10 protein-coding genes are annotated in these 15028 nt (G+C 72.8%); 3 read left to right on the forward strand and 7 right to left on the reverse strand.

The genetic code is table 11. The features are described from left to right. Positions 1-212 precede the first annotated feature (212 nt). Positions 213-3302, reverse strand: coding sequence for a protein kinase (locus QIY60_RS09465; protein WP_283142019.1), 3090 nt, complete (start codon positions 3300-3302; stop codon positions 213-215). Between the two features lie 106 nt (positions 3303-3408). After that, positions 3409-5385 carry a serine/threonine-protein kinase gene (locus tag QIY60_RS09470; RefSeq protein WP_283142020.1) on the reverse strand — a complete coding sequence of 659 codons (1977 nt, stop codon included), beginning with the start codon at positions 5383-5385 and terminating at the stop codon, positions 3409-3411. Between the two features lie 247 nt (positions 5386-5632). Between QIY60_RS09470 and QIY60_RS09475 the strand changes: the two genes are divergently transcribed. Then, on the forward strand, positions 5633-6700 hold the full coding sequence (locus tag QIY60_RS09475; RefSeq protein WP_283142021.1) for a serine hydrolase domain-containing protein: 1068 nt from the start codon (positions 5633-5635) through the stop codon (positions 6698-6700). A 13-nt stretch (positions 6701-6713) separates the two neighbouring features. On the opposite strand, the gene QIY60_RS09480 is transcribed toward QIY60_RS09475, so the two are convergent. Beyond that, the gene (locus tag QIY60_RS09480; protein WP_283142022.1) at positions 6714-8420 is read right to left on the reverse strand and encodes a glycerol-3-phosphate dehydrogenase/oxidase; all 1707 of its coding nucleotides are present in this window, start codon (positions 8418-8420) and stop codon (positions 6714-6716) included. A 219-nt stretch (positions 8421-8639) separates the two neighbouring features. Between QIY60_RS09480 and QIY60_RS09485 the strand changes: the two genes are divergently transcribed. Further along, entirely contained in the window at positions 8640-9884 is a 1245-nt protein-coding gene (locus QIY60_RS09485) for a nucleotide sugar dehydrogenase (protein ID WP_283142023.1), read from the forward strand. A gap of 108 nt (positions 9885-9992) precedes the next feature. Then, complete coding sequence (locus tag QIY60_RS09490; RefSeq protein WP_283142024.1) at positions 9993-10475, forward strand: hypothetical protein; 483 nt, start codon at positions 9993-9995, stop codon at positions 10473-10475. Positions 10476-10549: 74 nt separating this feature from the next. Here the strand turns inward: QIY60_RS09490 and QIY60_RS09495 are convergent, their stop codons facing one another. The 4 genes from QIY60_RS09495 to QIY60_RS09510 all read right to left on the reverse strand — a co-directional run bounded on the left by QIY60_RS09495 (position 10550) and on the right by QIY60_RS09510 (position 14957). Further along, positions 10550-11674 carry a GuaB3 family IMP dehydrogenase-related protein gene (locus QIY60_RS09495; RefSeq protein ID WP_067163242.1) on the reverse strand — a complete coding sequence of 375 codons (1125 nt, stop codon included), beginning with the start codon at positions 11672-11674 and terminating at the stop codon, positions 10550-10552. Positions 11675-11805: 131 nt separating this feature from the next. After that, a complete protein-coding gene (gene guaB / locus QIY60_RS09500) occupies positions 11806-13311 on the reverse strand; it encodes an IMP dehydrogenase (RefSeq protein ID WP_283142025.1) in 1506 nt (501 codons plus the stop codon). Positions 13312-13514: 203 nt separating this feature from the next. Continuing rightward, positions 13515-14090, reverse strand: coding sequence for a sigma-70 family RNA polymerase sigma factor (locus QIY60_RS09505; RefSeq protein WP_067163238.1), 576 nt, complete (start codon positions 14088-14090; stop codon positions 13515-13517). A gap of 255 nt (positions 14091-14345) precedes the next feature. Then, the gene (locus tag QIY60_RS09510; RefSeq protein ID WP_003948568.1) at positions 14346-14957 is read right to left on the reverse strand and encodes a response regulator transcription factor; all 612 of its coding nucleotides are present in this window, start codon (positions 14955-14957) and stop codon (positions 14346-14348) included. Positions 14958-15028 lie beyond the last annotated feature (71 nt).

A 15028-nucleotide genomic window follows, 5' to 3' on the forward strand; every position in this document is an offset into this window, starting at 1 on the left:
TGGTGTCGCCGAGCCGGTAGCGCCCGGCCAGCAGCAGCCCTGTCGCCACCGCTTCCGCGCCCTTGCCGCTCTTGCTCTGGTTCTGTTCCACGTCCCCCGCCCGGCCGGTTCTTAAGGGGCAAGGTTACGGAGCGGATTCCGGCCAGGGAACCTCGGGGGCACCTTGTGACGCACCTACCAAGGGGTATGTGTCTGAGGCAACCTGTGAAGCCTCAACGAGTGGCGCTGTAGGCGGCCGTGGCCTGCGTATAGATCTCCGTCACCTTGTCCCGCTGCGGCTCCGGACCGATGACGACGACGAGGTGATACCGGCCATTTATGATCATGACTTGATTGCGGACGTAAACCGTACGTCCGGTGCTGTCGCGCCAGGTGAACTGCCCCTCGGCGGTGACCTTCCGGCCGATGTCGACCCGCCGCAGCCCCGCCGCGGTGGCCCAGGCCGAGTCCCGGAACGGTTGGAGTTCGCGCTCCTTGTCCCGCTGGTACGCGAGCGGGTCGTCGCCGACGTCCTTGACCGCGTCCCGGCCGGGCACCACGAGCAGAGTGAAGTCACCGCCGACATAACGGACTTGTCCGGCGTCGTTGATGGGCCGCCGCTGGAAGGACGGATCGACCGCGGTCCGGAACCCCTCGGGGTCGGTGCGCAGCACATAGCCCTTGGCGGGCGGCTGTCCGCCGGGCGCGGTGGTCTGCGTCTGCGGCGTCGACGGCGTGCCGGTGCGGGCGGAGGCGCTGGGCTCCGGCGTGCCCGGCGGCGCGCTCGTGCTCGGACGGGCGGACGGGGCGCCCCCGTTGTCGGCCTCGCCCTCGTCCTTCGTCCCGGCCTTGGGCATGAAGAACACGGCGTACGCGAGCGCGGCGGCGAGGAGCAGCAGGACGAGCAGGACGAGGGTGCGGCCGAGCGAGCGGGGCGCGCGCGTACGTGGACGCTTCGCGGACTGGCGGGACTTGGGCGCGGACCTGGGCGTGGACTTGAGCGTGCCGTAGTCGGCCGGGTCCGGGGCGGGCCGCCGGTCGGGCCTGCGGGGCTGCGCACGGCGCTGCTGGCGGTGGCGGCCGTGCTCGCCGGAGGCCGCGCGGCGGCGCCGGACGAGCTCGCCCCGGCGCCGCACGATCGGCAGCCGGGTCGCGTCGGGCGCGGGCAGCGGGACGACCTCGGTGCCCGCGTCCGGCTCGGGCGCGGACCGCACGATCGAGCGCAGCCAGCCGCGCAGCTCCTCGAAGTCCGGGCGCTCGGTGGGGTCCTGGCGCAGCAGCGACTCGACGACCGGCCGCAGCGGGCCGCACTCCTCGGCGAACGCGGGCGGCTCGCCGCACACCATCTGCACCAGCTCTACGGCGCTCTCCTCCGGGTACGGTGCGTGCCCCTGTACGGCCCGGAAGAGCAGCGCGCCCAGCGCCCACAGATCGGTGGCGGGCCCGATCGGCGGCGCCAGACGCCAGTTCTCGTGCACGGGCCCGGCCTGCTCGGGCGCCCACCGCTCGGTGACGGCCCCGACGACGGCGATCCGCGTCTGCCGCGCCCGCTCGGCGGCGAGCCGCGTGGCGGGGCCCCGGTACCCGCCCCCGGGCCGCTGCGGGACGGCCGCCTCCCAGCCGACCTGCCGGGCGGGCGCGGGCGCACTGACGTGCGTCTGCCGCTGGGCATCGGCCCGCAACGCCTCGGCCCCGGCCCCGACGGCGTGCGGAAGCGCGGGCCGCGGCTCGGCGGAGGGCGGCGGCCCGGTGGTGGCCGGGGGCTGGGAGTGCCGATCGGTCCGGGACGCGTCGGGGTGCGTGGGCTGCGCGTGCGGGACTTCGAGGCGCGGGAGTTGGGCGTGGGGGTGCTGGGCGTGCGGGGCCTGGGCGTAGGGGCCCTGGGCGTGGGGGATCTGCGCGCCGGGGCCGTGGGCGTGCCCGGCCTGGGCAGGCTGGACCTCGGCGTACGAGGCCTGGGCGGGTGGGCCCTCCTCGTGCGGGTCCGTCGGGTGGGCGGGGCCGAGTTGGGGCGTCGGGCGGCCGGAGGTTTCGGTGTGCGGGTCCGTCGGGCGGGGCTGCGCGGGGCGCGGGACCCAGCGCCCGGTCACCGGGTCGTACGCACGCCTCGTGCGCCCCGAGTCCGGGCCCTCCTCCACGGCGTACGGGCTCGCGGCCGAGGTCACCGCAGGCGAACGCGGCACCCGGGTCCCGCTCACCGGGTCGTACATGCCGTGGTCGGCGGCGTCGCGCCAGACCCCCTCCAACTCGGCCTGGGCGAGCTCGGACCGCGGCACCGGCAGCACGGCCCCGTCGTCGCCCACGCGCGCGGCGGCCCGCGCCCCGGCCCGGTACGCCGCGATGGCCCCGGCCCGCGTGCCTCCCGAGGTGCCACCACCCTGCTCATCACCGCTCGGCCCCGCCGGAGACCACCCCGCGGGCAGGGCCGGCGCCCTGGTCGAGGGCAGGGGGGCGGGGTGCGGCGCGGGGGCCACCTGGGCGGCCGGGCCGAGGTGCGGGTCGGGGCGGGCACCGGCGGGGCGGTCGAGGCGGTCGGGACGTTCGGGGCCGCTGTAGGGGGCGCCGGGCGTGTCCGGGCCGCCGAAGCCCGGGGAGTCCGGGGGACCCAGGGCGTCCGGGGCATACGGCGAATCCGGGGCGTCCGGGTAGCCCGGGGAGTCCGGCCACGCGGCCTCGGCGGTGTCAGCCGCACCCGCCGCCCCGGGCACGCCGAAGTCGTCGCTCTCCTCACCAGGCGGTGGCGGCACCACCACATAGCCGCACAGCGCCTCCTCCGCCGCGCCGACCGCCAGGCCGGTCAGCATCACGCGGCCGTCGTCGCATATCAACACCGTGCGCTCGGTGATGTTGCGGTGCGTCCAGCCGTGCGCGTGCAGCACGCGCAGCGCGGTCAGTACGTCGGAGGCGACCTCCGCCGCCCGGTACGGCGCCATCGGCTGCTCGGCGAGGAGCGCGGCCAGCGGCCGGGCCATGACGAGCTCGCTGACGATCCAGAGCGAGCCGTCCTCGGCGAAGACGTCGAAGACCTGGTCGAGCCGGGGGTGGTCGGGGATCTGCGCGGCCGCCTGGGCCGCCTCGATCGCGCGCCGCAGGGCGGGGTCGGCGGGCCGCCGCGCGGCTCCCGCGCCGTACCCGTCCCCGTACCGCCCGTCCGCGCCCTGCACCTCCGCGTCCACGACCTCCGGCAACGGCACCTGCCGCACCAGGACTTCCTGTCCGCTGTAGGTGTCGAAGGCCCGGGTCTCGACGGGCTCGTACTCGTCGGAGGAAGGCAGCGGCAGCCGATAGCGGTCGGCGAGCACCCGACCCGCGTAGTCGTCCACGACGCCTCCCCACAGCGCGCTGTTCCCCCGAACCCGTCAATTCCGGTCGATTACCGGCCCATTGTGGCTGCGTACGGTCCGCGAGCTCTCACGATACGTGGCCTGCTCAGTCCTTGGGGCTGAACGTGTCGAACGCCGTCTTGCGCAGCGTCACGCACGCGTCGGTGTCCCACTCGGCCGTCTTGCAGGTGACCATGATCGCGTAGCCGTGCGAACCGTCGACCTTGAAGCCACGGTTCTGTATGCGTACCCGCTCGCCGCTCTGGTCCCGCTCGAACTGCCAGTCGGCGACCGTCGGGTATCCCTTGTAGTCGACCTTCTGGATGCCGAGCAGGTGGTAGTTGCTGCTGCTCCCGGCGACCGCGCCGGCCAGCTCCAGCCAGGCCCGCCGGGCGTCGTCGGTCGGCTTCGAGTTGAAGTCGACCTGGACGCTCGGGAAGCCGCCGTTGGCGCTGTATATGCCGCCGGAGTTGCGCCCGGCTATGCCGGTGCGGTGGAACCCGGCGGGCATGGCCATGGAGAAGTGGAAGTCGGCGTCGGTGAGCATCGAGTACCCGCTGGGCAGCCCGGCGCCCGCTCCGTTGCCCCCCGACGCGGACCCCGGCCCGGGGGTCTGGGGGGACGTGGAGGTCTTGCCGCCGCTCTGGCCCTGGGTCTGGGTCTGCCCCTGGCCCTGCTGCTGGCCGTTGCCCTGGGTGCCGCCGGTCTTGCCCTTGCCGCTGCCGTCGCCGCCCGCGGTGGCGCCGCTGGACGCCTTGTTGTCGCTCTTGCCGCCCTTGCCCTTGTCGTCATCGCCGCCGCTGAGCGCGACCGCGAGCACCGTCCCGAGCACGGCCAGCGCCGCGACGACCGCGATGATCACCAGCGTCCGGCGCGGGACGACATCGGTGAGCGGGGCCCGCACCGGCGCGGGCGGCCCGGACGGCGCCGACGGCGCGACGGGCGCCGACCCGGCGGTGGCGAGCGGCTTGGCGGCCGTCCTGCCCGCCGCCTTGTCCTTCGCCTTCTCCTTGGCCGTGGTCTGCGCGGCCGCTGCCGCGTTCCGCACGGACTTGAACGCGCCGCGCATCCGGTCGGCGGCCGCGTCGGCCACCTCCTTCGCCTTGGCGCCCGCGTCGCCCTTGGCCTCGCCGGGCACGGGGGGCAGCGCGACGACCCGGGTCACCTCGGACGACACCGGCTCCGGCGCCCGCACGGGCTGCTCCGGGGCGTGGAGCACCTCGGTGAGCAGCGCCCGCGCCGCCTCGTTGTCGAGCCGCTGCTCGGGGTCCTTGGCGAGCAGGCCGTAGATGACCTTCTCCAGGAACGGTCCCGCGTTCGTCGGCGGGTCCACCGGCTCGGTCATCACCGCGGTCAGCGTCGCGATCGCGGAGCCCTTGTCGTACGGCGGGACGCCCTCCACGCACGCGTAGAGCAAGCCGCCGAGCGACCACAGGTCGGCGGCCGGGCCGGGCTTGTGGCCGCGGGCGCGCTCCGGCGAGATGTACGAGGGCGCGCCGACGAGCATGCCCGTCGAGGTGATGGAGGGGTCGCCCTCGACCTGGGCGATGCCGAAGTCGGTGAGCACGACCCGGCCGTCCTCGGCGATCAGCACGTTGGACGGCTTCACATCGCGGTGCAGGATGCCCTCGCGGTGGGCGGAGCGCAGTACGTCGAGGATGGCGAGCCCGACCTCGGCGGCCCGGCGCGGCGTCAGCACCCCGTCCTCGCGCACCGCTTCGGCGAGCGACTTGCCCTCGACGAGCTCCATGACGATCCACGGCCGGTCGTCCTCGTCCACGACGTCGTAGACCGTGACCGCGCTGGTGTTGCGGATCCGGGCGATCGCCTTGGCCTCGCGCAGGGTGCGCGTGATCAGCCGGCGCTTCTCCTCGTCGTCGATGCTGCTGGGAAAGCGCAGCTCCTTGACGGCGACGGTGCGGCCCAGCGTCTCGTCGACGGCACGCCAGACCGTACCCATGCCGCCACGGCCGAGCACATCCCCGAGCCGGTACCGCTCGGCCAGGAGTCGTCCCTCGGCTTTCCCGCCGGACTCCTTCCGCTCGTCCCGCTGGGGCTCCCGCGACTGCTCCGCCTCCGACATGCGTCCCCTCTGCGATCCCTGATCCGCGCCCCCACCGACCGCGTTCCGGCCGACGGCTCCCGCAACTTGCCTCGTGAGGCGGCCCGGTTCACCGCTCCGACCTGCTTCTCCTGCCGGGGGTCCGGGGGTTGGCCCCCGGGGGAGCGGCACCCGCCCTGGCAGAGCGTCCATTGTCTCTCACGTCGGGACCAATGATTGTCCCGGGTCCGCCGTCCGCCAAGATGGCTCCGGAAGGGGGACCACCACCATGCCGACACTCCGGGCGCTGCTCACCGTGCCCCTGGCCGTGGTGCTCTGCGGCCTGGGCACACCCGTCCTGCCGGGCGATCCGGGCCGCCCGGACCGCACCGGTCTGAAAGACCCGCAGGCCACAGCGCTGGCACGGCTGGTCACCGACGCGGGCGCCCCGGCCGCCGCCCTGCTCACCGACGATGGCCACCGCTCCCGCTTCGGCACGGCCGGATCCGGGCTCGGCCGCGACGACCGTTTCCGGGCGGGCAGCGTCACCAAGTCCTTCGTCGCGACGGTGGTGCTCCAGCTCGCCGCCGAGGGCAGGCTGCGCCTCGACGACACGGTGGAACAACATCTGCCGGGCCTGATACGCGGCCATGGAAACGACGGCCGCCACCTCACCCTGCGCTCCTTGCTCTCCCACACCAGCGGTCTGTTCCCCTACACGGCCGACAGCACCGTCCCGGTTCCCCTCACCCCCTCGCAAGCCGTCCGCACCGCGCTCGCCCACTCCCCCGGCCCGCTCGGCACCTACGCCTACTCCAACACCAACTACGTCGTCCTCGGCATGGTCGTTCAGCAGGTCACCGGTCATCCCTATGCCGCCGAGGCCGAACGCCGCATCATCACCCCCCTCCGTCTCACCGGCACCTCCTTCCCGGGTGCCCGCACCACGCTCCCCACCCCGCACAGCCGCGCGTACTCCCCCGACGGCCACGACGTCACCGACCTCGACCCGCGCGGGGCCGGGGCCGCCGGTGAGCTCATATCGACGCTCACCGATCTGAGCCGCTTCTACGCGGCCCTGCTCGGCGGCGCCCTGCTGCCCGCGCCCCAGCAGCGCGAACTGCTCGACACCGTCGCCACCCACGGTGTCTACGGCCTGGGCGTCTATCCGCAGCGGCTCTCCTGCGGCCTCACCGTCTGGGGCCACAACGGGCATATATCCGGCAGCCTGGTCCGCGCGGCGGCCACCGCCGACGGCCGCCACACCGCCGTTTTCCGTATCAACACGGACATCGCCCTCAGCCCCTCCCTCGAACTCTCGCTGCTCGACGCCGAGTTCTGCCCGGCCACCCCCTAGCCCCGACTTCTCCCTAGATCGGCACGATGTCCGGCGCCCCCAGCCGCGCCGCGTCCGCCGTCAGGTCGTCCGGCTGGCGCTGCGACTCGCGCTCCGCCTCCACCCTCTTCTCGTAGTGCTCCACCTCCTTCTCGATCTGCTTCGCGTCCCAGCCGAGGACCGGCGCCATCAGCTCCGCGCACTCCCGGGCCGACAGGGTGCCCCGGTCGAAGGTCTCGATGGAGATCCGGGTCCGCCGGGTCAAGACGTCGTCCAGGTGGCGGGCGCCCTCGTGCGAGGCGGCGTAGACGATCTCGGCCCGCAGATAGTCCTCCGCCGCGCCGAGCGGCTCCCCCAGCGACGGGTCGGCCACGATCAGCTCGATGAGGTCCTCGGTCATCGATCCGTACCGGTTCAACAGGTGCTCCACGCGGACCACATGGATCCCCGTGCGCGCGGCGATCCTCGCGCGCGCGTTCCACAGCGCCCGGTAGCCCTCCGCGCCGAGCAGGGGCACGTCCTCGGTGACGCAGGCCGCGACCCGCTGGTCCAGGCCGTGCACCGCCTCGTCCACCGCGTCCTTCGCCATCACGCGGTACGTCGTGTACTTGCCGCCGGCGATGACCACGAGCCCCGGCACGGGGTGCGCCACCGTGTGCTCGCGGGAGAGCTTGCTGGTGGCGTCCGACTCCCCGGCGAGCAGCGGGCGCAGGCCCGCGTACACCCCCTGGACGTCGTCCCGGGTCAGGGGCACCGCGAGCACCGAGTTGACGTGTTCGAGGAGGTAGTCGATGTCCGCGCTGGAGGCCGCGGGGTGGGCCTTGTCCAGGTCCCAGTCCGTGTCGGTGGTGCCCACGATCCAGTGGCGCCCCCAGGGGATCACGAAGAGCACCGACTTCTCGGTCCGCAGGATGAGCCCGGTCGTGGAGTGGATCCGGTCCTTGGGCACCACCAGATGGATGCCCTTGGAGGCCCGGACGTGGAACTGGCCGCGCTCGCCGACCATCGCCTGGGTGTCGTCCGTCCACACCCCCGTCGCGTTGACGATCTGTTTGGCGCGGATCTCGTACTCCCCGCCGCCCTCCACGTCGCGCACCCGCGCCCCGACCACCCGCTCGCCCTCGCGCAGGAACCCGGTCACCCGGGCCCGGTTGGCGGCGTGCGCCCCGTAACTCGCGGCCGTCCGCACCAGCGTGGCCACGAAGCGGGCGTCGTCCATCTGCGCGTCGTAGTACTGCAGCGCCCCGACCAGCGCTTCCTTCTTGAGGCAGGGCGCGACCCGCAGGGCGCTGCGGCGGGAGAGGTGGCGGTGGACCGGCAGGCCCCGGCCGTGGCCGGATGAGACCGACATCGCGTCGTACAGCGCCACGCCCGAGCCCGCGTACCACCGCTCCCAGCCCTTGTGCTGGAGCGGGTAGAGGAACGGCACCGGTTTCACCAGGTGCGGGGCGAGGCGCCCCAGGAGCAGCCCGCGCTCCTTCAGCGCCTCACGGACCAGCGCGAAGTCCAGCATCTCCAGATAGCGCAGCCCGCCGTGGATCAGCTTGCTCGACCGGCTGGACGTGCCCGAGGCCCAGTCCCGCGCCTCGACGAGGCCGGTCGAGAGCCCTCGGGTCACGGCGTCCAGCGCGGTGCCCGCGCCGACCACCCCGCCGCCGACGACCAGCACGTCGAGCTCGCGCTCGGCCATCGCGGCGAGCGCCTCGGCGCGCTGCACCGGTCCCAGTGTCGCTGTCCTCACGGGTGCCTCCCGTTGATCGGGGTGGTCTGGCTCACACACTCGATTCTGGACGCGACCACCGACATCGGCCACCGCCTGTGGACAACACTCGGACAACCCCGGGCCTGCAATGCGACATAAGGGTCATATTTACTCTTAGTGTGATATCGCGCGTGCTCATTCTGTCCACAGGGCTTGCGCGCCATGTCCCCTCCGGTTATGGGAAGGACGGTCCCCCGCATGCCCGCAGACCTCGCCGTCATCGGACTCGGCCACTTCGGCCTGCCCCTCGCCCAGGCCGCCGCCGCCGCGGGCATCGAGACCGTCGGCCATGACACCGACCCCCGCGTCCTGGCCGAACTCCGCGCCGGCCGCCCGCCGGTCGACGGCTCCCTGACCGCCGCCGAGCTGCGCCGGATGCTCTCGGGGGGCTTCAGCGCCGCCACCGACCCGGCCGAGCTCGGCCGGGTCCGCACCGCCGTGATCTGCGCCCCCACCCCGCTCGGCGCGGACCGCACCCTGGACCTGACCGCCGTCGCCGACGCGGCCCGGACGCTCGCGGCCAGGCTGCGCCCGCACACCACCGTGATCCTGGAGTCCGCCGCGTACCCCGGCACCACCGAGGACTTCCTGCGTCCGCTGCTCGAAACGGGCTCGGGGCTGCGGGCCGGGCGCGACTTCCACCTCGCCTACTCCGCCAGCCGCCTCGACCCCGGCAACCGCACGCACGGCTTCGCCACCACCCCCAAGGTCATCGGCGGTCTCACCCCCGCCTGCACCGAGTCCGCCGCCGCGTTCTACGGCCGGATCACCGACAAGGTGGTCCGCGCCCGCGGCACCCGCGAGGCCGAGATGGCCAAGCTCCTGGAGACCAACTACCGCCAGGTCAACATCGCGCTGGTCAACGAGATGGCCGTGCTCTGCCACGACATGGGCGTGGACCTGTGGGACGTGATCCGGTGCGCCGAGACCAAGCCGTTCGGCTTCCAGCCGTTCCGCCCGGGCCCGGGCGTCGGCGGCCACGGCGTCCCGCTCGACCCGACCCCGCTGCCGTACACGGGCCTGCGGATGGTGGGGCTGGCCCGGGAGATCAACGCGCACATGCCGCAGTACGTCATCCAGCGCTCCACCACGCTCCTGAACGAGCACGGCAAGTCCGCCCGGGGCGCGCGCGTACTGCTGCTCGGCGTCACCTACAAGCCCGACCTCGCCGATCTGGAGGGCTCCCCGGCCGCCGAGATCGCGGGGCGGCTCATCGACCTCGGCGCGGCGGTGAGCTACCACGACCCGCACATCCCGGACTGGCGCGTGCGCGACCAGCCCGTACCGCGCGCGGACTCGCTCTACGAGGCCGCCGCCCACGCCGACCTCACGGTGCTGCTCCAGCCCCACCGCACGTACGACCTCCAGGGGCTCTCGGTCAAGGCCCAGCTGCTGCTCGACACCCGGGGGGTCACGCCCGGGGGCGCCGCCCACCGACTCTGAAATCCGGTCACCGGCACGCTCACCGGTTGCTACTCTTCGGGTCGCCCACTCGCACAGCCGTGCGCATTCACGGGCTCGTACGTCCACTTACCTCGGGGGGATCCGAAGATGAGCCAGTCCTTTCCGCCACCGCAGCAGCCCCAGCCGCAGTTCCCGGGCTACGCCCCGGTCCCGCCGCCCGCCCCGGTCCGCGACAACTTCGCCGGCGGGCTGCTCACCGCGATCGCGGCCGCCGTCGTCTGCGCGGGCGTCTACGGCGCGATCGTCGGCGCCACCAAGCACGAGATCGGCTACGCGGCCGTCGGTGTCGGCTTCCTGATCGGCTGGGCCTCGGGCAAGGTCGGCGGGCGCAACCCCGCGCTGCCGGTGCTCGGCGCGGTCCTCGCCCTCGGCTCCGTCTACGCGGGCCAGCTGGTCGGCGAGGCCATCCTCATCTCCAAGCACTTCCCCGTCAGCCTCTCGGAACTGCTGTTCCAGCACCTCGACGTCGTGAACGAGGCCTGGAAGTCCGACGCCGACCCGATGACGTTCCTGTTCTTCGCGATCGCCGCGGCCGCCGCGTTCTCCGGCGCCAAGAAGGCCGCCGCGTAACCGCCGTACACGGGAAAGGGCCCGGACCGTCGAAACGGTCCGGGCCCTTTCACGTACGTAGTACGTAGGGGGCGTCAGCGCTTGTGCTGCGCGTCCGCCACCGTCACCTCGACGCGCTGGAACTCCTTGAGCTCGCTGTAGCCGGTGGTGGCCATCGAGCGGCGCAGGGCGCCGAAGAAGTTCATCGAGCCGTCCGGGATGTGCGACGGGCCGGTGAGGATCTCCTCGGTGGTGCCCACGATGCCCAGGTCGACCAGCTTGCCGCGCGGCACGTCCTCGTGGACGGCCTCCATGCCCCAGTGGTGGCCCTTGCCGGGCGCGTCCGTGGCGCGGGCCAGCGGGGAGCCCATCATCACGGCGTCGGCGCCGCAGGCGATCGCCTTGGGCAGGTCGCCGGACCAGCCGACGCCGCCGTCCGCGATCACGTGCACGTACCGGCCGCCGGACTCGTCCATGTAGTCGCGGCGGGCCGCGGCCACGTCGGCGACGGCGGTGGCCATCGGGACCTGGATGCCGAGCACGTTGCGCGTGGTGTGCGCGGCGCCGCCGCCGAAGCCCACCAGGACGCCGGCCGCGCCGGTGCGCATCAGGTGCAGGGCCGCGGTGTACGTGGCGCAGCCGCCGACGATCACCGGGACGTCCAGCTCGTAGATGAACTGCTTGAGGTTGAGCGGCTCGGCCGCGCCGGAGACGTGCTCCGCCGAGACGGTGGTGCCGCGGATGACGAAGATGTCGACGCCCGCGTCCACGACGGCCTTGGAGAACTGGGCCGTGCGCTGCGGCGAGAGGGCGGCCGCGGTGACCACACCGGAGTCGCGCACCTCCTTGATGCGCTGCCCGATCAGCTCTTCCTTGATCGGGGCCGCGTAGATCTCCTGGAGGCGGCGGGTCGCGGCGGCCTCGTCCAGCTGGTCGATCTCGTCGAGCAGCGGCTGCGGGTCCTCGTACCGGGTCCACAGGCCTTCGAGGTTCAGCACGCCCAGACCGCCGAGCTCACCGATGCGGATCGCGGTCTGCGGCGACACGACGGAGTCCATCGGGGCGGCCAGGAACGGCAGCTCGAACCGGTAGGCGTCGATCTGCCAGGCGATCGAGACCTCCTTCGGGTCCCGGGTGCGCCGGCTCGGGACGATGGCGATGTCGTCGAACGCGTACGCCCTGCGGCCGCGCTTGCCGCGCCCGATCTCGATCTCAGTCACGTTGTGTGGGCCTTTCCCTCTACGTCTGCGGTCCCAGTATCCCCGACATGTGTGTCCCCGACATACGGGCGAGGGGCGGCCCCGGGAAACCGGGGCCGCCCCTCACTCGGTCCACGCGCGCGTGGGCGTGGTCAGCGCCTGGTGTAGTTCGGCGCCTCGACCGTCATCTGGATGTCGTGCGGGTGGCTCTCCTTGAGGCCCGCCGAGGTGATCCGGACGAACCGGCCGTTCGCCTGAAGCTCCGGGACCGTGCGGCCGCCGACGTAGAACATCGACTGGCGCAGGCCGCCGACCAGCTGGTGGACGACCGCGGAGAGCGGGCCGCGGTAGGGCACCTGGCCCTCGATGCCCTCGGGGACCAGCTTCTCGTCGGAGGCGACGCCCTCCTGGAAGTAGCGGTCCTTGGAGAAGGACTTGCGGTCGCCGCGGGACTGCATCGCGCCGAGCGAGCCCATGCCCCGGTAGGACTTGAACTGCTTGCCGTTGATGAAGAGCAGCTCGCCCGGGGACTCCTCGCAGCCCGCCAGGAGCGAGCCGAGCATCACCGTGTCGGCGCCCGCGACCAGGGCCTTGGCGATGTCGCCCGAGTACTGCAGGCCGCCGTCGCCGATGACCGGGACGCCCGCGGCCTTGGCGGCGAGCGAGGCCTCGTAGATGGCGGTGACCTGCGGGACGCCGATGCCGGCGACGACACGGGTCGTACAGATGGAGCCGGGGCCGACGCCGACCTTGATGCCGTCGACGCCCGCGTCGATCAGCGCCTGGGCGCCGTCGCGGGTGGCGATGTTGCCGCCGATGACGTCGACGCCCGCCGAGTTCGACTTGATCTTGGCGACCATGTCGCCGACCAGCCGGGAGTGGCCGTGGGCGGTGTCGACGACGATGAAGTCGACGCCCGCCTCGATCAGCGCCTGGGCGCGCTCGTAGGCGTCGCCCGCGACACCGACGGCGGCGCCGACGACGAGCCGGCCTTCCTTGTCCTTGGCCGCGTTCGGGTACTGCTCGGCCTTGACGAAGTCCTTGACCGTGATGAGGCCCTTGAGGATGCCGGCCTCGTCGACGAGCGGCAGCTTCTCGATCTTGTGGCGGCGCAGCAGCTCCATCGCGTCCACACCGGAGATGCCGACCTTGCCGGTGACCAGCGGCATCGGGGTCATGACCTCGCGCACCTGGCGCGAGCGGTCGGACTCGAAGGCCATGTCGCGGTTGGTGACGATGCCGAGCAGCTTGCCCGCCGGGTCGGTGACCGGGACGCCGCTGATGCGGAACTTGGCGCACAGCTCGTCGGCCTCGCGCAGCGTCGCGTCCGGGTGGACCGTGATCGGGTCGGTCACCATGCCGGACTCGGAGCGCTTCACCAGGTCGACCTGGTTGGCCTGGTCCTCGATCGAGAGGTTGCGGTGGAGGACGCCGGCGCCGCCCTGGCGGGCCATCGCGATGGCCATGCGCGCCTCGGTGACCTTGTCCATCGCCGCGGACAGCAGCGGGACGTTCACCTTCACGTTCTTCGAGAGGTACGAGGAAGTGTCGATCTGGTCGGGCGCCATGTCGGACGCGCCCGGCAGCAGCAGCACGTCGTCGTATGTCAGCCCGAGCATCGCGAATTTGTCGGGCACTCCGTCGACGTTTGCAGTCATGACACCTTCCCCATGGCCTTGATCGGTGCGGATGTCCATGCTAACGGGCTGGCGCGGTGTCTCATTCCATGAACAAGATCAACCGAATTCTTTGTACGTTCACACGGACGTGACGCGTACGACTACGCGCGCGTGGTCGCCGTACGCCTGCCGGGCAGCCAGGTACGGCGAGGCGCACCCCACGGCTCGCGGGGTGCGCAACGTCACTGCTCGGCGAGCGCCCGCAGACGGCTGAGCGCCCGGTGCTGGGCGACCCGGACCGCGCCCGGCGACATCCCGAGCATCTGGCCGGTCTCCTCGGCGGTGAGGCCGACGGCGACGCGCAGCACCAGCAGTTCGCGCTGGTTCTCCGGCAGGTTGGCGAGCAGCTTCTTGGCCCACTCGGCGTCGCTGCTGAGCAGTGCGCGCTCCTCGGGGCCCAGCGAGTCGTCGGGCCGCTCGGGCATCTCGTCCGAGGGCACCGCCGTGGAACCCGGGTGGCGCATCGCGGCCCGCTGGAGGTCGGCGACCTTGTGCGAGGCGATGGCGAACACGAAGGCCTCGAAGGGCCTGCCGGTGTCCCGGTAGCGCGGCAGCGCCATGAGCACGGCGACGCAGACCTCCTGCGCGAGGTCCTCCACGAAGTGGCGAGCATCACCCGGCAGACGGTTCAGCCGGGTGCGGCAGTAGCGCAGCGCGAGCGGGTGAACATGGGCCAGGAGGTCGTGCGTGGCCTGTTCGTCGCCGTCGACGGCACGGTGAACGAGTGCACCGATCACCGTTGGCTCGTCGTCGCGCATCGATCCATGGTGCCCCGGCGTCGCAGAATCCGTGGCACCGCGTCCATAGTTGTGCACCGAAGCGTTATGAGCAGGTGCGCCGGAAGTCATCTCCTGCGCCCTCCCCTCCCGCTCGACCGACTCGTCCCCGAGGAACTCCACACCTTCAAGGATGCGGCATCGCGCGCGAAGCGTCACACGCCGCTCCACGGAGCGGGGGTACGGACCCGTCCGCCGACGACGGACGGGGATCCGGCGGACCGCTCCGCGGGCCGGTCAGCGCACCAGGCCCCAGCGGAAGCCGAGTGCCACCGCGTGCGCCCGGTCCGAGGCGCCGAGTTTCTTGAACAGCCGCCTGGCGTGCGTCTTCACGGTGTCCTCCGAGAGGAAGAGCTCGCGCCCGATCTCGGCGTTGGACCGGCCGTGGCTCATGCCTTCGAGCACTTGGATCTCGCGCGCGGTGAGCGTGGGCGCCGCGCCCATCTCGGCCGAACGCAGTCTGCGCGGCGCCAGCCGCCAGGTCGGGTCGGCGAGCGCCTGGGTGACGGTCGCGCGCAGCTCCGCGCGCGAGGCGTCCTTGTGCAGATAGCCGCGGGCGCCGGCGGCGACGGCGAGCGCCACCCCGTCGAGGTCCTCGGCGACCGTCAGCATGATGATGCGGGCGCCGGGGTCGGCGGACAGCAGCCGCCGGACGGTCTCCACACCACCCAGACCGGGCATGCGTACGTCCATCAGAATGAGGTCCGAGCGGTCGGCGCCCCAGCGGCGGAGGACTTCCTCGCCGTTGGCCGCCGTCGTCACACGCTCGACGCCCGGCACGGTCGCCACCGCACGTCGGAGCGCCTCTCGGGCAAGCGGGGAGTCGTCGCAGACGAGGACGGATGTCATGGCCGCCCTCCGCAGCTGATGCGCGTCACCTTGAGCCTCCAGGCTGGTTACGTATCGTCACCTGTGCGATT

Source organism: Streptomyces sp. BPTC-684 (assembly GCF_030028635.1).
GTDB classification, from domain to species: Bacteria; Actinomycetota; Actinomycetes; order Streptomycetales; family Streptomycetaceae; genus Streptomyces; species Streptomyces noboritoensis.